The following is an 18,285-nucleotide window of genomic DNA, read 5'->3' on the forward strand; positions in this document are numbered from 1 at the left end:
GGTATATACCCATGGAACGCTGGTACTATACAAAAACCCCCTTGTGTTCGCTTCAATTTTTTGACGCTTAAGTTTAGTTAAAAGTTCCAAACAGCTATACTTTTTAGCTGAATATTTGTCAAGAGTATGCCTTTGGCGAATAGCTCTTCCTTGTTGGCATAAATCTTGCACGCTCAATTCTTGGAGGTGCCCCACATGTTTATAAGACGTCACCACAGCCGTTTGATATTCTTGCTTGCTGTCTTCTTTGTGCTCTTTGTTTCTAACTTAGCAAAAGCCGAATGCCTCATATTTTCGGACAGCTTCGATGATGGCGATTGGACTCACAATCCAAAGTGGGAATTCTCAATCGAAGGTCCGATTACGGTGAGCAATGAACGCTCGGTGTCGCCTCCTTATAGCTTAAATGTTTCAACGAACAACCAGCCGGGAGCGATATATGCGTATTCTTGCCTTACTTCAGCTACCCAAAGTTTTTCGTGCACATTTAACTTGTACATAGAATCTATGGGCGATGAAGCGATTCCATGGTGTCTTCGATCAACCAGCGGTGGTGTCGCGGCAATCATTTTCATACTGCCAGGCGGAACAGTTCAGCTATTTGTCTTGGATTCCACCAGCGGTTGGAGTGGGAAAGCTTCAAATGTTCCGTTCCCTCTTACTTATGGAGCTTGGCATTCATTTCGAATTACATATGATGGCTCAATAACCAATTTGTATCTCGATGGCCATACAGAGCCAGATGCTAGCGTGGCGCAAACATATGTGTACGTGCCGTCACGAGTAAGCATTGGAAACATCAGCCTGCCGCACACGAGCACCTTTTATGTCGATGACTTGGCGTTTTACACCTCCACTCAATATGAACCCGGCCGAGTCTACGTACAGATATGCTCCGATACCTCAACCGGCGGAATAAATGTGAGTAACCACTATAATAATTTCCCTGCGGACGATTATACATATACTTCTCCGGAAGGCCAGGGGGCGCAGGTTATGGCTGAGTCATATAGAGAAGGTTTGCGAGACAGCCTTGGCAATCCAATTAAGTTCACATGGTATATGAATTTGGGTTCTTTGTATTCTTGTGGTGTGAGCACCGGACCACTTTTACCTCTTGACCTTATGGTAGACAACCATGGCGACTCGATTGAGCGGTGGGGTGATGAGTTAGCATATCATTATCATACGTGGATATGGAGTGATCCGGATGGGGATTCGGTGTACCATTGGAATCAAGCGCCTGACTTTACATATTGCGTAGATGACTTTGAGACAACTGTTGCTCACATGATTCTTGATCGAATGTTCTATCCTTCGTCATTTAGGAGCGGCTGGCATGGCATGGATAACTTTTTCCAGTCATATCTTGATGACTGGTTTCCATATCGTTTTGAGAATGCATGGCCAGCTTATCGCGAGGATCCGACAGAGCCTGTTGACAATGTTTACGACTGGAGGCGTGCTCCTTCTGAATGGGTGCCTTATCATCCCGATGCAAATGACTATCAGGTGCCCGGCAATCTGCGTGGTTGGGAATCACGCTGTGCGTATATGAACAGCATTACAGCGTCCGAGGTGGAAAATATTTTTCTAAAAGCACTTGCCGGTACCTCTCAGATTGTCACAGCATTTTCGCATCTAAAGGAGGCAGATTTTCCTGCGCAAGTGGTAAACCTGCATGCTCGTCTTACCGATGCAGCTGATAAAATTCCATGCGTTAAATTTGAATATCTTACGGGTCGCGAATGCATGATGAAATGGCGAAACGGGACGGATGTGACGCCGCCAACAATCCAATATTCAGTCTCTGATTCGGGGGGTGTTCGGACTGTAACTTTTAGTACCGATGAAGAGATATATCAGGTTCAGCCATTTGTCGCACGAAAAGGCAGTGACGGGACGTACGCCCGGATGGATAGCGTGCCGGTTGGAATAAACCAGTGGCGCATTCAATATAATCTTTTGGATACTGTGGCAATTGCAGTTGGGGTTACGGATTGGTTTGGCAATCCGCGCGTTCGGTTTTTCCCTGTTCCCTTGAGGATTGGAGATACGCGTGTTAGCACAACTACCAATTCGGCAGAGGTAACCTGGACGACAAATAACCCAGCAGACTCAAAGGTTGAGTACCAGCTTGCTTCGTCTGGAGGTACGACGAGTGTTTACTCGAGTAAGAAGGTTCTGAAGCATCGCGTGGTTTTGACGGGTCTCATGCCTGGGAGTGTCTATAAAATAAGCATTTCATCGGAAGATGAGTTTGGTGAGCTGGTCGAGGTTAAGGATATCTATGTCCTAACAAAGCTATCTGGTGCTGTTGTGATAGACAACGTTGACGCAGGCTTTTCCACAGTTGGGAGCTGGTCCACAGGCTCAACTGCTCCTGGGAAATATGGCTCTGACTATTGTTATGCGATGACTAGTCCCACTGGTACCTCAAGCGCATACTGGACATGGCAGGTGGCAGAAACTGGCATTTACAGAATCTGCGCCTGGTGGTCAGAGGGAACAAACCGTTCCACAACTGCGAGGTACTCGGTCATCTATGGTGGAACTGAGGAAGAAAAGATAGTTAATCAGCAAACTGATGGAGGGAAATGGAATTCCTTAGGAATATATTATCTGGAAGCAGGGAACACAGTTCAGGTTAAGTTATCAAATAAAGCGCCGTCAGGATACGTAGTGATTGCAGATGCAGTAAAGTTTGAACAGGCGTATACATCTATATCGAACATCGGACTGGCACGACGTTTGGAAGACGGAAATAGTATTCGAATCTCAAACGTTGCGGTCACTGCCGTGTTTGATTCGGCGTTTTACATTGAAGAGATTGGGCGTTCGGCTGGTTTGAAAGTAGAAGGCTCTGGCGTCAGCGTCGGCGATATAGTGCAGGTATCTGGCGAACTTGCAACGATTGGTGGCGAGCGCACGATAATTAATCCGCTAGTGGAAAAGATGGAAGGGAGTGCTTTTCTTAAACCACTTGCAATTACAGCCAGAGATATAAACCTTGGTGCTTGCGAGGGTGTGACGACCGCAGGACTGCTGGTTACAGTTTGGGGTAAGGTGAGTTCCGTTGGCGTTGATTACTTCTATGTGGACGATGGCTCATCCCTAGAGGATGGTAGCTCAAACGTCGGGCTTAGGATTGATGCCTCTATCTTGTCATCCCCGCCTCAAATTAGCGATTTTGCAATGGTCACGGGTGTGGTCGGAGCACAAGATCTCGATGTCGGGACGGTTCCTATAATCCGCCCGCGCAGTAGTGGTGAAATAATTTTTTACTAAATAGTGAATAATTGTTCAATTTTCTTTGCCTATTGGGAACATTTGAACCATCACGGCCGTATAAATAAATGGAAATGCACACATTCGTGATGCAGTTTGCTCCTTTCCAAATACCTCCTTGCCCAGGCCGGGCCGCCGGTTGTTGAATAGGTCCCGAGCGCCGGCGACTCGGCTAGTTTTGAGCCCCGTTTCTTCGGGGCTCTTTTTTTATCAATTTTGGTTCAAACTTTCAGAATCAGGTATTATTAACAGTTATCTACCATATTCCAAGTGGCTAAAATATACGCGGTGTTGCTGAACTTGAGGCGCTTTGAGAGCTAGGAAAATGAAGTGATCAAATGGATTTTAGCACAAAGTGTGAACACTGTATGAATTGAGGGCAGTTTTTTTCGACATAGATGGAACCTTTTTTGGCGATTTGTTGTCAAACTTAAATGGATGTGCCCCTAGCAGAGGGTGCACTACAGAGGGGGCGAGAAGCAGTTCGAATGGCTAGCGCCAACGGGGGGTTGGAATCTGCTCTCGCCTCCGAGACACGTAACGTGCTGGAAGCAAGAAAGCCGGCTAAAAGGCCGGCTTTCTTGCTTTTGTCAGGGAGTCTAAATTCAAGAGAGAGGCTTTAGAAGCGAGAGCAATCCTTTTGTGAAAATTGGGTGAAATGGTATTTAAGGGTGGGACAACTAGTTGTCCCACCCTTAAATATGATTAAGCATTGTCTTTTAATTTTGGTTGAACTGCACAAGTTTTGCGGTTTCTATGCCATCTAGCTTTCTAATCTCATCCATTACTAGGTCCGGCACTGGGTCGTCAACGTTTAGAACCATTACTGCTTCCTTGCCGATGCCTGCTCTGCCAACATGCATACCGGCGATGTTTATGTTGTGGTTACCGAGAAGTGTCCCTACTCGGCCAATAACTCCCGGTTTATCTATGTGGGTTGTGACAAGCATTGCTCCGTCGGGAACTACGTCAATCATAAATCCATCAATCTTTACTATTCTGAAATCTCTTTTTCCGAAGACTGTTCCCTCAATTAGCTTTTCGCCCTTGTCAGTCTTTACCTTGACGGCTAGAAGGCTGGTATAGTCTTCTGGTCCTACACTTTTGCTTTCTGTAATCCGTATGCCTCTGGATTCGGCAATGACTGGGGCGTTGACTAGGTTCACCGGTTCTGTAAGAATCGGTTGGAGCAGGCCTTTTAGTACAGAGCGCCCGACCGGACCGTACTCCATGGTGGAAAGATCGCCGCAGTAAGCAATTTCGATAGACTTGACAGCACCATCCGTAAGTTGTGTTGCCATCATACCAATCCGTTCGCCGAGAAGCATGAATGGTTCCACTGCAGCTAGTACTTCGGCGCTCAGAGCTGGCATGTTTACTGCACTGCGAGCAGGCTTGCCATTAAGGACATCTACAATCTGCTCAGCGACGTCAATTGCGACATTAATCTGAGCTTCCTCGGTTGATGCTCCTAAGTGCGGAGTGGTGATTGCTTTGTCCAGCTTGAGCAGCGGGTTGTCTGGAGGGGGTGGTTCTGACTCATAAACGTCGAAGGCTATTCCAGCTACCTTACCTTCCTCGACTGCTTTTGCCAGGGCGGCTTCGTCGACAATTCCTCCTCGGGCAACATTAATGATGCGCACTCCTGGCTTCATTTTTTCAATCTCATCTTTGCCGATTGAGCCCTTTGTATCTTTTGTTGCTGGTACGTGGATTGTAATATAGTCACTTCTTCTAAGGAGTTCATCCATGCTAACAAGCTCGACGCCTATCTTGCTGGCGTACTCTTCGGAAACGAATGGATCGTATGCTATGATGTCCATCTCGAAGCTTTGCGCCCGCTTGGCAACAGCGCTTCCAATCTTTCCAAGCCCATAGATACCCAGCGTTTTTCCATAGAGCTCATTACCGACGAATTTGCTTCGTTTCCACTCGCCAGCGCGCAATGAGGCATGCCCTTGGGGGATATTCCGTGCGAGAGCTAGCATCATTGCCATCGTAAGCTCAGCAGCAGCAATAGTGTTCCCGCCGGGTGAATTGACAACAATGATTCCTTTCTCGGTAGCAACAGGGACATCAATGTTGTCTACGCCGACGCCTGCCCGGCCGATGATTTTCATGTTTTTTGCTGCTTCGAGAACATCGGCTGTGACTTTTGTCTCGCTTCGAACAATCAGAGCATCATAGTCGCCGATAATCTCGATTAGCTTGGATTTCTCCAATCCGGTCTTTACATCTACGTCGAAATGCTTCTGGAGAATTTCAATTCCTTCTTTTGCGACAGGATCGCTTACTAAGATCCTTGGCATACCCACCTCGTCCTTCCAGTTCTTGCCATCTACTCCTTTGGCACATATGCCAGGCATGCCTGGAGTAGCCGGCAATTAGTTTACCCGAACAATGAGATGATACACCAAGCTAAGTGAAAATGTCAATCGAACTATTGGCCATGCTCGAGCCGCATCTCGGGAGCAGAGCGGTGGATGTAAAAAGGAACGAGCAAAAGGGGGTCGGATGTTTCACCGGCAGCAATTTTTTCTAAGGTCAGCCTCGCTAGAATTGAAGCCTTTGGATAGGAAAGCCATTTGGATGCCGGGACTACCCGGTCGCCAAGCGACTTGCTTAGTTCTTCCAAGGCGTCCTCTACGCCGTCCCCGCAGAAAATGATTCTGCGCTCTGATTTCTGGCTTTTTGTTTTGGGATGTGGGGAGAGATTCTGGGCCATCTTAATTACTTCATTTATTGGTCCAGCCGAGTAGTCGGTAATCTGCTTAATTTTTCCATTGCATGTGTGAAAGAAAGCCCAGTATACCTCACCCTTTCGAACTTTCACAAGCGGACAGACGGTCGCATTGGGAAGGTAATCGAATTGATGGGCTAGAAGGTCGAGTGTGATGATTCCAACGATTGGGATATTGAGCACTTGAGCAAGGGTTTTTGCTGTTGCAACTCCGATTCGCAAGCCAGTAAACGATCCAGGTCCGAGTGAAACCCCAATGCAGTTAAGGTCTTTAATTCTCAGGGTGCAGTCTTTAAGCATTGAAACAATATCTGGCATCAACCGCCGAGAGAGGTCCATTTTGTGAGCAAAGTTGTATTCGGCGAGTAGGTTATTCTCGTCGGCAACTGCGATGCTTGAGGTGTCTGTTGTTGTATCTAATGTCAATACTTTCATTGGCACATGTAATTATATTCCCACGTGTCGATACGGTCAATGTTGCCAAACCAAGGCTTGCGTGGTAGAATGCGAATAGTAGACCCTCAGTTTGGGCATATACGCCTTAGGCATTTTCTACAATTAAGGAGTGATAACCTTGAGGGTGCCCGTAAAATTAGGATTCCTCTTGTATTTGATACTAATTCTTGCCTTCGCGTTGCCTGCGGTTGCTCAGAAGACTTTTGACTTTGAGAAACTCAAGAAGCAAGTGGACATTACGCTTGTTAACGGGTCAATGGTGGATGCAATGGAGGCGTTAGCAAAGCAGGCGGATATTGAGATTGCCGCTCCTGCTTTTCCCGAAAAAGGTATTAGCACGAGCCTAAAGGGTCAGCCGCTCAAGGTGGTCCTCGATATGCTTACGAAGATGACAGGTCTGTCTTGGTATATTGAAGGCAGCATCATTGTATTCAGGCGGCCAGCGGAGGTAGCCACAAAAGATGTGCCCGAAAAGCCGCTAGATAAGCTCACTCCGGAAGAGTACATGACTGAAGTACTAAAATCGCTCGATGGCGCTCAGCTTTTTAAACTTTCGCGTGGATTTCCGCTTTCATATGCTGAGCTCACTCCTTTCCAGCAGGAGATTCTCAGGGCGATGCTTGCTTCGCCCACGGTTGGCCTGACCGAAGCGGGCCAAGTTGTTAAATCTTTGCCAAAGCCCGAGGAAACAGTGTTGCTATTTCGTATAATTCCTTACTTGCTTATTCCGAGGCCTGATTTGAAGGAAGATCTTGCCTTACGCATGGATTCGATGCCTTATATATACCTAAAGAAGGTGATGGTGCCTTAATGGCGGTTGCAAATTTGGAAATTGAGAACTGGAATTCTGACTTTCCGGCACTCTCTAGGAGAGGATGCAGGTTTAGCTTCTCTCAATTTATGCGGGCTTTCTTAGCAACCCTGCTGGTTATTCCGGCGGGTTGTGCGCTTGCCCAAGCCGAACGCGCGGGAGAGTTGAATTGGGCGGCGGATGAGAGAATGATCGCATCGGTCACGATTCCGGCTGAAGTGATGCCTTTGAAGGAATTGTGCTCAGTATTAAGCAAACAAACGAGCTCGGAGTTTTACGTAGACCAGAGGCTTGAGGAAACAAAAATCGTCGTTCACATTGGGGAAACTCGCCTCAAGAGCATAATGAACATGGTTGAGGCAATCACCGGTTTCCAATGGCGGTTAGTGGATGATGTCTTTTTTCTAACGCGAGATGCCCGCGGTTCTGCAGTAATGGCTTGGAGGGAACGATATTTGGAAGCCAAGAAAGCTCAAGAGGCTGGCAATCTTGAGGCAGACGTTCGACGTTGGCTTAATATGACTATGCCGTTCCTGCCAAGCGTTGATCCTGCATGGCAGCTTACGCCACTCCAGCAAGAGCAGATTGCTTATCAGCAAGCGATCTCGTTGCTTACCTTGACACCATCGCAGGTGGATTGGCTGAACGCTGCTCTTCGTGCTGCTGGTTTCAAGACAAGCGAGGTAATGACGCCGGTTGACCAGCTTGCAGTGGATCTTCGAGAAGTCCCTGTGAAACTAAACGCTGCCATGATAATACGTTCGAAGAGCGGCGACTTTCTCATTGAAAAGCCGCTTATGCCTATTATGCCAAAGGTTGCCCCGCCTGCACCTCCTAAAGTTGGAACAATTAAAATTGATGAAGTCAGGGAAAAGGAAGAGGAAAAAAAGATTGCAATTAAGGACAAGCTCCAAGGGTTATGGATTACTAATGTAGACCTCGATGGCCTAGATGATGTTGTGAGTCTTGCTAAAGCACAAGGTTTTGATACTATTTTCGTCCCAATATTTGGGGCTGGACAGCCAATCTATCCAAGCAAAATATTTACCCAAGATAGGAAATATGCTGACGATGATCCGCTTAAGAAGGCAATTGCTTTGGCACATGGGCAAGGCTTAAAGTTGATTGGTGTGTTGGATGTGACACTTTGGGGTGATGCCGAGCATCCTGCTCCTCTGGTAATTGCAAGCCATCCCAGCATCCAAGATTGCAACCTTCTCGGCAGGCGTTATGCTGAACAAGAGGTTTGGCAGAACGCCGAGATGCAAAATCTCAAACCGAAGTCTGCGGACGTTATTCCGGTTGCGGAGGCTAAAACCTCTGGCAAGGAGGTTTACATCTGCCCGGCTTCGTCCCAGGCGGCAAGGCTTCTGAAATCATTATTAGCCGAATTGAGCCTTAACTATGAACTTGATGGTATTTGCCTCGATCGAGTTGATTATGCGCACAGTAAGCCTTTTATAGTAGCTGGGCAGGACCTCACGCCGCCATTTGGATACACGGTGGAGGTGCGTAAAGAAATGATTCGCCTTCACCAAATTGATCCTATCGATGTTGATTTGTGGGGGGTGCGAACTGACGCTGATGCGCAAGCTTTGGCATTATGGGATAAGTTTCGGCGGGGGAAGCTCATAGGTCTTTTGACGGAACTTTCAAAGCAGTTTAAGATGGACAATCCTAACGGCATTTTTGCGGTGACCGTTGATCTTGCTTCTGATAGCCAGTCACCTGTTCACTGGGCGGAGGTGCCCAAAGTTGATGCTCTCATTCCAAAACTTACATTGGCAAAGTCCGAGAGTGAGGGCACATATGTTTATTCACAAAGCGAGGCAGAGGCGATAGTCAGCTTGAACCGTGCATCTCTCAAAGCTGCTGCAGTAATCCCGGCGGCCGGTGAGTTTGGTGCCGAAAGGCTAGCTGAGCAGATTACAGCATTGAGCCGAGTTGTTAAATTGGCGAAAGATGAAAACCTTGGGGGCTATATACTTATCGGCGATGTTTCTGGTCTGAGAGCGGCTTTGGAGGCGATTGGCAAACAGGTGCCATGACATGAAGCTAATCTGTGTCGCTGGACTTCCTGGCACTGGCAAAACCCACCTAGCTATGCGCCTAGCAGATGAGATGGGCGCACTTCGTTTGAGTCGTGATGAAGTTAGGGCAAAGCTCTTCACCACACCGAGTTACTCAAATTCCGAGAAGGCTTTAGCTTTCGGTGCTATGCTCTTCATTGCCCGGTATTTTCTAAGCCAAGGCAGGGACGTTATCCTTGAAGGAATGCCGTTTTCTAGGCGGTCCGAGCGTGATGCTGCAAGAGCGCTTGCGAAGGAGGTGGGTGCGGAATTCGAGTTGCTCTATTGTGTCTGCCCAGATGAGGTTGCCCTCCAGAGAATTGCTCTGCAGGACCATCCGGCTGCAGATCGAAATGAAGACCTTTACTACCAGGTTAAGGCACGTTTTGAGCCAATTGGGGAAGATGAGGGTGCGGTTGTAGTCGATACCGGGCAATCTGTTGATTAGGGCACTTTCGATTTAAGGCAACAATACCTTGGTGAACATTACCAACTTTTTGCCCAATCCGTAGCCGTTTGAATTTTCCAAAGGTTGCCTGTAGCTACTAGGTAAATAAATGAGCCGCCCAGGAAAATGAGAAATAGAGCGCAAATCTGCACTATTGCGCGATAGATATTTGTGCTCAGGAGCCTTCGCCCGCTAGCAACAGCTGCACCAACTATCAAGTACCAGATGATGTCTCCCATGCTATGGCCTACATAGAATGCTCCGAGTGCCCAGAGCACGTTTTGGCGAAGTCCTGCGAAAAAAGTTATTCCAGCAAGACCAATTGTTGCCCACCAAATAATCCAGTAAGGATTTGTAATACTTACTGCCATTCCGGTAAGCATGGAGTTCAGCATGGAACCTTTGGATTGGGTTTCTCGGTGAGATGTTTTTGTTGAGGGAGGGTCGAGGGCGCCGCACCGAGCGTCATGAAACATGCTCCAGCCCATAAAAAGAAGCGTTATTCCTCCGATAATGGCGATTCCGCCAGTTATTGGCTTCATCCTAAGGACGTGACCCAAGCCGGAAAATAGAAAGATAACTAAAATAAGTTCCAGGGTCACGTGACCTACGACGAGAAGCACTGACGAAACGAAGCCTTTCTTTGCAGTCTGGGCAATGGTTACCGTAAGTAGTGGTCCAGGCATTAGTGCTCCCGAAAGGGCCACCATGAACGATGATATAAAGATTGCGCTCAGTGTCAAAGCGGTTTCTCCTTTGTTTCAGGGTTTGAAGGTTCTGAGTCATTATGCACTCATCGGGATAATTAGTATAGCAAAAACGAAGCGAATGGGAAATTAAAAAGAGGAGTACCGCAGCAAGGAATAATGCGGTACTCCTCTTTTTAGTTTGTTGATTATCTATTCTGATTTAAGGATAACCACTAAGCCTACATCTCCTCTTCGGGCATTGGTGCGGGAGACATCTCTTCCTGGTTTGTCTGTGGTGGAGTCGTCGCGGAAACTCCCGGCATTGTCATAGTTCCGCTCTGTCTTGGAAACATAATAAGCGATGAAATTACCGCGTTATTTAAAGTGGGTGGCTTTTCGGCAAATGCCCTGCAGGCTTCTGGGCTCGCGTCGAAGCGCATAAAGTTGTCCTCGGAAGAGGTTGCTACGCACATAGCATTGGAAATGGCGCTTGAAGTGCCGACTATTTGTGCGGCCCCAATAATGACCCCGGTCTCGGGTGAGCAAATTGGAACAATCTTCGTATTTAGGCCGGCTGGGAAAGCAAGATTGTGCTCTTTTAGCTTGTTGTTAATCATCTGGTTCCAGCTTGAGCTCATCCTGTTGATAGTATCCCTGATATCCATGCCTGTTCGAATCATATCCATGGATATGAAATTCGACGGCAGGCCTACAACACCTACACCGTTTACTCGCATAAGCGTCCCTGTAGTTGATGTGCCAGTAATCGGCACAAATGTCCAGACCACCGCATCGTCCGAAGTTGATGAGTAGTAGACTACAGATTTCACAAGGTCAAGCCTGCTCTGGGGACCTGCTACGGTCACACTACCCAATGTATTGCCGGTAGATGAGTCCAGCAGCGGAAGAGTTTTTGTCGGAGAATTCTGCCACATTATTAGTTCTTCACGGGCGCCGGCAACTCTTACGGCTATTGGCTCAATTTGCATTGCAATCTTGCTAGGCTGGCCACCAAGAGCTACTACGGTTGTTCGCGCCCATAGACTTGCTAGTCTGCCAGGCGTTCTATTAAAGGCGCGTGCTGATTTAGAGTCCGCGGTAACAATCACGTAGTCGCCGAGGACAACTACCCAATTGCCGTTTACCTGGGCGACACGCACATTTTCCCAGTTCTGACCTGCTGAGAAGGCATTGTTGAGCCTTTCTGCAACGATTCTGGCGCGTTGAATGGGGCTCATACCTCCGGCCGAGGCAGGAATACGCATAGCAAATCGGCCATCTATGAAGATATCCGCCGCTGCTGGCAATCCAGGTTGCATAGCGGGAGCCGCTTTAACTGTAGCACGAAGTTGTTGGTTTGCCTGTGCCATTAGTGCGTAGCTAGCTAGCAAAACCAAACTCAAGATTAGCATGGCGCGAATTAAAGTGCTTGTTTTCATATAACTTCCTCCTTTCGAACGTTGTTCGCTTCAGTATAATCTTCCACTTTTTAGGCTAATAAAAACTTTGAATTTTTATGATGCGGTTTATTTGCATAAGTAGGTTTTTCTTGTTTAAAAGATGTATCAGAGGTTGTCAGAGATTATAATTCTTCGGAGTTCGGGCCGAGGCTAGCATATTGGGTTGATTATAGTAAATGTCAAACACTATAATGTCAATTGCGTAAATGTTTAAGCTCATGCGTTTGATTACGCATGGAGGGTGCAATGCGTGGCATAGTAGTTGTACCAACTTATAATGAGAGAGACAACATTGTTCAGTTAATTGAGGCCGTAATGAAAATCCCGATAGAACTGGACATGCTAATTGTTGACGATAACTCCCCCGACTGCACCGCCGATTTAGTTGAACAAATAAGCTTGACAAATGCCCGGGTTCATCTGATGAGGCGCACTGGGAATCGAGGTTTTGGCCCTTCTTATGTTGATGGTTTCAAGTGGGCGCTTGCAAAAGGATACGATGCGATATTCAGCATGGATGCGGATTTTTCGCATGATCCAGAAAGTTTGCCAAGCTTGGCGAAGGCATTAGAAGAACATGATATGGTACTAGGTTCGCGATACTTTGAAGGTCGCGTAAGTGTTGTGAACTGGCCTCTGTTTCGGCTTTTTCTGAGCGTGTTTGCCGGAAGGTATGTACGATTAATCACTGGTTTAAAGGTTGGAGATCCCACAACTGGGTTCAGAGGTTTCCGAAGGCATGTGCTTGAATCGATTAATCTTGATACAATCAAATCCAACGGCTACTCTTTCCTTGTCGAGACTCTTTATCGCGCGTATAAGTGTGGTTTTGACATAGCGGAAGTTCCTATCATATTCACTGAAAGGAGAGAGGGAAGCTCAAAGATGTCAAGAAAAATAATGTTTGAAGCTGCGTTAATGCCTTGGCGTTTAAGGTTCGGCCGCTTCCGCCCTCCCAAATCTTGTAAACCTTAGTGAAGAGCGTAGCTAATCTACGAATCGGTACTTGATGAGCGTCCAGAGAGCTTGCACACCATCGGTCCACTTAATTTTTTTTCCTTGTGCAGTGTTTCGTGCTTTGTAGTGAATGGGGACTTCATGGATGGTTACGCCTCGCTTCCGAAGTTTTGCGGTTACCTCTGGGCAGAATTCAAACCGCGTGCACTTAAGCGGAAGTTTTTTTATAACGTCGGTGCGAAATGCCTTATAGCAGGTGGCTTCGTCGGTTATATCAGCTCGATATAGAATGTTTGCCACCAAGGTAAGTATGCGATTGGCAATTAGATTTGGCAATCGCATCCCTTCTATTTTCCCACGAAAGCGGGAGCCGTATACAACATCTGCTTTGCCTTCAAGTATTGGCTTAATTAATTCAGGATACTGTTTTGGGTCATATTCCATGTCGGCATCTTGAATTATTACAATGTCTCCAGTTACATATTCAAGTCCCTTACGAATTGCCGCGCCCTTGCCTGCATTTTTTGCGGACGAGTGGATTACTATTGGGTAGCGTTTGCTATATTCGTGCAATACCTCAGCAGTGTTATCAGTGGAGCCGTCATCAATGACTATTATCTCTTTAGGTATGTCTACAGCTCTAACTGCGTCAAGTACATCAGTAATATTCTGAAACTCATTAAAGCAAGGGATTATGACCGAAAGTTTCAAAGGATGCCTCCGATGGGGTCCGGTTTGGGATGGGCGCATACAAGAAGTATGGTTTTTCTTTAATATTATACCCAGTTCAATTCCTGGCAGTCAAGACATGCAAATAATCGGCATGATATACTAAAGTTGATGGAGGTGGAGAGTTTGTTTGGAATACTTGCGATTCTCGGTTATGCAATAACAACAAGTATAGATATGGGATTTACAACCATGGTGGCCCCAGCGACTAACATGTTTCCAAGAAATACCGAGGGGTCAATAGTTGAACTCAAGGATGGCCGACTTTTACTTGCGTGGACCCAGTTCTACGGCGGCACGGCTGATAATGCAGGGGCGGTGATTGCGGGGGTTACTTCCAGCGATGGCGGTCGGTCATGGAGCAAGCCATTCCTGCTTCAGGAGAACGTTGGGAAATGCAATGTTATGTCGGTAAGCCTTCTTCGGCTGAAATCTGGAAGAATAGGCATGTTTTACTTAGTAAAGAACTCTCTAAGCGACTTGCAGGTCTATGCTAGATATTCTTCGGATGAAGGCAAAACCTGGGGTTCGCCGGTGCGTATAACGCCCGATGAGGGCTACAACGTCATGAACAACGACAGGGTAATTCAGCTATCCAGCGGGCGTATTCTAGCTCCTATTGCCTATACGCCGGATATCAGCAAGCCAACGCCGGCAGTTTCGTTTGTGCTATATTCTGACGATGAAGGGCGCACGTGGAGAAAGTCGTCGCCAGACATCTATGCGCCAAAGAGGGGGGCAATGGAACCCGGCGTTGTCGAGCTTGCAGACGGACGAGTCTTGATGATAATTCGAACGCAGACAGGGAGGATATATCATACCTACTCCTACGATGGTGGGGCACATTGGGAGGAAGCAAAGCCAATGTGTGTAGTTTCGCCGGAGTCGCCGGCAAGCATCAAGCGGATTCCGGGGACAGGCGACTTGCTTTTAGTTTGGAACAACAACTTTGAGCCGGAAAAGAGTCATGGGGGCATACGCAATCCTTTGACGGTGGGCATATCCCGCGATGGTGGAAAAACTTGGACCAATATTAAGAACATTGAATCAGCACCAGGAAAGTCATGGGCTTATACGAGCATCCTATTTTTAGGTAAAGACGTGCTGCTAACTTATTATGAGACAGAAAACTGGGCTGATGGCTTATCTCTTAAATTCCGGAGCATACCACTTGAATGGCTCTATCAACCTTGATGATGGGTGATTGACATGTGTTGCGCGCCGTCGTTATACTTTTGAGAAAATCAAACCCGTAGGAGAGAGTTGGCTTGTGCAACCAAATGTGAACGGCAAATACATAATTGGTGTAGACCTAGGCGGCACAAACGTCCGGGCCGCAATCACCGACAAAGAGGGCAATTTTTTAGGAGAAGGTCGTCGGCCTTCGCTGGCAATGGAGGGCTTTGAGATTACACTTGCCCAGATTATTCAGGCGATTCGTGACGCAATTTCCGCTGCCAGGGTAGACGTTGATGATATTTGCGGAATTGGGATGGGCGTTCCAGGCCGTCATATTTCCAAAGAAGGCATCGTACTGTGGTCGCCAAATTTCAAAGATTGGGGCGGCGTTCAACTTCTTGCACCTATCCGTGAAGCAATTGGGGTGCCGGCTTACATGGGCAATGATGTCAATGTTGCAGCACTCGGAGAATTTCGTTTCGGTGCAGGAAAGGATGTCAACAGCTTGGTAATGCTGACCCTTGGCACGGGAATCGGCGGGGGGATTATTCTCGATGGAAAGCTTTGGCTTGGCGCAAATGAAGGTGGCGGCGAAATCGGGCATCAAATTGTGAATCCAAATGGCTTTCGGTGTGGATGCGGCCGGTTTGGCGACCTTGAGGCGGAAGCAGCGCAAGCAGGAATAATTGAGCGAGCCCAGCGAATGATTCGTGCTGGCCACAAGAGCGTTCTTCTCAAGCGTGGTGGCCCAAACCTTGATGACATAACGCCTGCGATGATTGCGGAGGCGGCAACCGAAGGCGATGAAGTCGCGCGCGAAGTTATGCGTCAAACCGGATATTGGGTTGGGATTGGAGTGGCAAACGCCATAAACTTCCTGAATCCAGAGATGGTTGTTATAGGTGGCGGGATTTCCCAGGCTGGGCCAGTGCTGTGGGAACCTCTTATGGCTACTGTTAAGGCGAACGCCCTTGCTGAGGCGTTGAGCGTGTGCCAAGTAGTGCCTGCTGCACTTGGTGACGATGCAGGTATACTTGGCGGCGTTGTGTTGGTGCTTCAGGAGTTGGAAGCATGCAAATGAAAAAGCAGACAATTGTGAAGGAAGATGGTCGTTTACTCACATATTACTGGTTTACGCACTCCAGCAATAAACGTAAAAAACGGAGTGCGAAAAGTATCGTAACAAGAAAGCTAGCGTCTAACTCTACCAATTAAGAATTACAATATACTTCAGAAATCAAACTTAGCCTCAAAAGGAGTATCAAGTGTCAGAACTACGGTGGAATCCTCTGCTCGAGCAGTGGGTAATTACCGCAACACATCGCCAGGACCGGACTTTTTTCCCTCCTGACGATTATTGTCCGCTGTGTCCTACTAAGAAAGGCGGTTTCCCAACGGAAGTTCCGGCGGAGAACTATGAAATCGTCGCATTTGACAACAAATTCCCATCTCTTCAGCGACGACCACCAGAACCAGCCATAGACGGAAACGATATATACAAAGTCCGCCCAGCTGCCGGAGTTTGTGAGGTTGTTCTTTATTCGCCAAAGCATCAGGGCACGCTGACGGGGATGAGTGTTGAGCATATTAAAAACCTAATTGCTGTATGGACTGACCGTTATTGTGAGCTAGGCCGCCTTGATTTTGTAGACTATGTCTTTATATTCGAGAATAAGGGTAAGGAAATTGGCGTAACGCTCACCCATCCCCATGGGCAGATTTACGCATATCCTTTCATTCCACCGATCATTCAGAAGGAACTTGATTCTTGTCGAAAGCATTATAAAAAGACTAAGCGATGCCTGCTTTGCGATATTATTGAGCGCGAGATTATGGATGGACGACGCATTGTAGATACGAATAAAAGTTTCGTAGCGTTTGTCCCATTCTATGCAAGATATCCGTACGAGGTGCACATACTTCCGCGAGACCACAAGCGTTCGCTTAAGGAGTTTACCGAAGGCGAGAGATTGGACCTTGCTCGGATTTTAAAGACAGTGCTGACTAAATATGACAACCTTTGGGGTTTTGACCTGCCCTATATGATGGTGCTTCATCAAAAGCCGACCGACGGAAAGCAGCACAAGTACTATCATTTCCACATTGAGTTCTATCCTCCATACAGAACGCCAACCAAGCTTAAATTTCTTGCGGGGTCGGAATCGGGCGCTGGGGTTTTTATTAATGATACACTTGCAGAAGAAAAAGCAAAGGAACTTCGGGAAGCAAAGCCTAAGACCTAATATGGATAGTTTCGTTTATCGAGGTTTGAATTATGGCGAATCTTGAGCAGCGTATTGAGCATTTAAAAGAGAAGTTTGAGGAAGTCTTTGCCGGGCCTCCTAAAGTAATTGTACGCGCTCCGGGACGCGTAAATCTTATCGGTGAACATACCGACTATAACGATGGATATGTGCTTCCAATTGCAATAGACCGTGAGATACTTATAGCCGCTTCTAAGCCGTCGGACTCAATGTTCCACTTATATTCAGACAACTTCGACCGGATTGCTGTTTTCCCATTAGACAACATCCAAAAAGACCCAGAAAATAAATGGAGCAATTACCCTCGGGGCGTGGCGTGGATGCTTCAAAAGCGCAGAAAGCACATAGAACCAACAAACATGGTCATCCATGGAGATGTGCCCTTAGGTGCAGGCTTGAGCTCGTCTGCTGCCTTTGAGGTCGCATCAGCTATGGCATTCCAGGCGCTTTATGGTTTTGAGATGACCGGCGAGGAGATGGCGCTTCTCTGCCAGGCCGCGGAGAATAAGTTTGTAGGCGTGAACTGTGGCATCATGGATCAGTTCATTTCACGCTTGGGTAGCAAAGATCACGCACTTTTTATTGACTGTCGGACTCTGGAATCCTCACCTGTGCCCCTACCATCAGAAGAGGTAAAGGTGATTGTTGCAGACACCACACGGAAGAGGGGGCTGGTGGATTCTGAATACAATATTCGGCGTGCCCAGTGTGAGGAGGCGGTATCAATACTAAGGCGCTACCTTCCGCATATACGTGCCCTTCGAGATGTGACGGTTTCGGATTTTCGTAGATTTGGTCACCACCTCCCGCCAACGGTACGCAGGCGAGCAGAACACGTAATTACCGAGAATGAGCGCGTTCTTAAGAGCACTGAGGCCTTACGTCATGGCAAGCTCTCCATCTTCGGTCGGTTGATGAACCAGTCGCATGAATCGCTTAGAGATCTTTATGAAGTCAGTTGCAGGGAGCTCGATGCACTGGTTGAGGCGGCTTGGAAAATACCCGGCGTGTATGGAAGCAGGATGACGGGAGCTGGGTTTGGTGGATGCACTGTTAGCTTAGTCGCCAACGAAGCTGTGGATGAATTTCTCGAGCGCGTGCCTCAAGATTACAAAGCGCGCATAGGGATAACTCCGCACGTATATGTGTGCTCCCCGTCGGATGGGGCCGCTGTTATCGCATGTAATTAAGTGAG

14 protein-coding genes are annotated in these 18,285 nt (G+C 47.5%); 9 read left to right on the forward strand and 5 right to left on the reverse strand.

Features of this window, described 5'->3' with window-relative positions:
• Positions 1–195 precede the first annotated feature (195 nt).
• Positions 196–3,288: a hypothetical protein gene (locus tag K6T99_03390; GenBank protein ID MCL6518849.1), complete on the forward strand. Its 3,093-nt coding sequence runs from the start codon at positions 196–198 to the stop codon at positions 3,286–3,288.
• Between the two features lie 719 nt (positions 3,289–4,007).
• On the opposite strand, the gene serA is transcribed toward K6T99_03390, so the two are convergent.
• Together serA and tsaB are read right to left on the reverse strand one after the other, a co-directional pair.
• On the reverse strand, positions 4,008–5,603 hold the full coding sequence (serA, locus tag K6T99_03395) for a phosphoglycerate dehydrogenase (GenBank protein MCL6518850.1): 1,596 nt from the start codon (positions 5,601–5,603) through the stop codon (positions 4,008–4,010).
• A 125-nt stretch (positions 5,604–5,728) separates the two neighbouring features.
• Positions 5,729–6,469, reverse strand: coding sequence for a tRNA (adenosine(37)-N6)-threonylcarbamoyltransferase complex dimerization subunit type 1 TsaB (tsaB, locus tag K6T99_03400; protein MCL6518851.1), 741 nt, complete (start codon positions 6,467–6,469; stop codon positions 5,729–5,731).
• Between the two features lie 133 nt (positions 6,470–6,602).
• Here tsaB and K6T99_03405 point away from each other — a divergent pair, with 133 nt between their 5' ends.
• Genes K6T99_03405 through K6T99_03415 form a run of 3 tightly spaced genes read left to right on the forward strand, consistent with a single transcriptional unit; the run spans position 6,603 to position 9,812 of the window.
• A complete protein-coding gene (locus K6T99_03405) occupies positions 6,603–7,295 on the forward strand; it encodes a hypothetical protein (protein ID MCL6518852.1) in 693 nt (230 codons plus the stop codon).
• Positions 7,295–9,343, forward strand: a complete 2,049-nt coding sequence (locus tag K6T99_03410; GenBank protein ID MCL6518853.1) for a family 10 glycosylhydrolase — start codon at positions 7,295–7,297, stop codon at positions 9,341–9,343. The genes K6T99_03405 and K6T99_03410 overlap by 1 nt, the downstream gene beginning before the upstream one ends.
• A gap of 1 nt (position 9,344) precedes the next feature.
• Positions 9,345–9,812 carry an AAA family ATPase gene (locus K6T99_03415; GenBank protein ID MCL6518854.1) on the forward strand — a complete coding sequence of 156 codons (468 nt, stop codon included), beginning with the start codon at positions 9,345–9,347 and terminating at the stop codon, positions 9,810–9,812.
• 38 nt (positions 9,813–9,850) lie between these two features.
• On the opposite strand, the gene K6T99_03420 is transcribed toward K6T99_03415, so the two are convergent.
• Both K6T99_03420 and K6T99_03425 read right to left on the reverse strand, forming a co-directional pair.
• Entirely contained in the window at positions 9,851–10,555 is a 705-nt protein-coding gene (locus tag K6T99_03420) for a LysE family translocator (protein ID MCL6518855.1), read from the reverse strand.
• 185 nt (positions 10,556–10,740) lie between these two features.
• Positions 10,741–11,940 (reverse strand): hypothetical protein, encoded by a 1,200-nt coding sequence (locus K6T99_03425; GenBank protein MCL6518856.1) that lies wholly within the window; start codon positions 11,938–11,940, stop codon positions 10,741–10,743.
• Between the two features lie 267 nt (positions 11,941–12,207).
• On the opposite strand from K6T99_03425, the gene K6T99_03430 reads away from it, so the two are divergent.
• Positions 12,208–12,936 carry a polyprenol monophosphomannose synthase gene (locus K6T99_03430; protein MCL6518857.1) on the forward strand — a complete coding sequence of 243 codons (729 nt, stop codon included), beginning with the start codon at positions 12,208–12,210 and terminating at the stop codon, positions 12,934–12,936.
• A 12-nt stretch (positions 12,937–12,948) separates the two neighbouring features.
• Here K6T99_03430 and K6T99_03435 read toward each other — a convergent pair whose 3' ends face one another.
• Positions 12,949–13,629, reverse strand: a complete 681-nt coding sequence (locus K6T99_03435) for a glycosyltransferase family 2 protein (GenBank protein ID MCL6518858.1) — start codon at positions 13,627–13,629, stop codon at positions 12,949–12,951.
• 144 nt (positions 13,630–13,773) lie between these two features.
• Between K6T99_03435 and K6T99_03440 the strand changes: the two genes are divergently transcribed.
• The 4 genes from K6T99_03440 to K6T99_03455 all read left to right on the forward strand — a co-directional run bounded on the left by K6T99_03440 (position 13,774) and on the right by K6T99_03455 (position 18,280).
• On the forward strand, positions 13,774–14,841 hold the full coding sequence (locus tag K6T99_03440; protein MCL6518859.1) for a glycoside hydrolase: 1,068 nt from the start codon (positions 13,774–13,776) through the stop codon (positions 14,839–14,841).
• 76 nt (positions 14,842–14,917) lie between these two features.
• The gene (locus tag K6T99_03445) at positions 14,918–15,907 is read left to right on the forward strand and encodes an ROK family protein (GenBank protein ID MCL6518860.1); all 990 of its coding nucleotides are present in this window, start codon (positions 14,918–14,920) and stop codon (positions 15,905–15,907) included.
• Positions 15,908–16,091: 184 nt separating this feature from the next.
• Entirely contained in the window at positions 16,092–17,069 is a 978-nt protein-coding gene (gene galT, locus K6T99_03450) for a galactose-1-phosphate uridylyltransferase (GenBank protein ID MCL6518861.1), read from the forward strand.
• 32 nt (positions 17,070–17,101) lie between these two features.
• Positions 17,102–18,280 (forward strand): galactokinase, encoded by a 1,179-nt coding sequence (locus K6T99_03455; protein ID MCL6518862.1) that lies wholly within the window; start codon positions 17,102–17,104, stop codon positions 18,278–18,280.
• Positions 18,281–18,285: the final 5 nt, after the last annotated feature.

Source organism: Armatimonadota bacterium (assembly GCA_023511795.1).
Taxonomy (GTDB): domain Bacteria; phylum Armatimonadota; class UBA5829; order DTJY01; family DTJY01; genus JAIMAU01.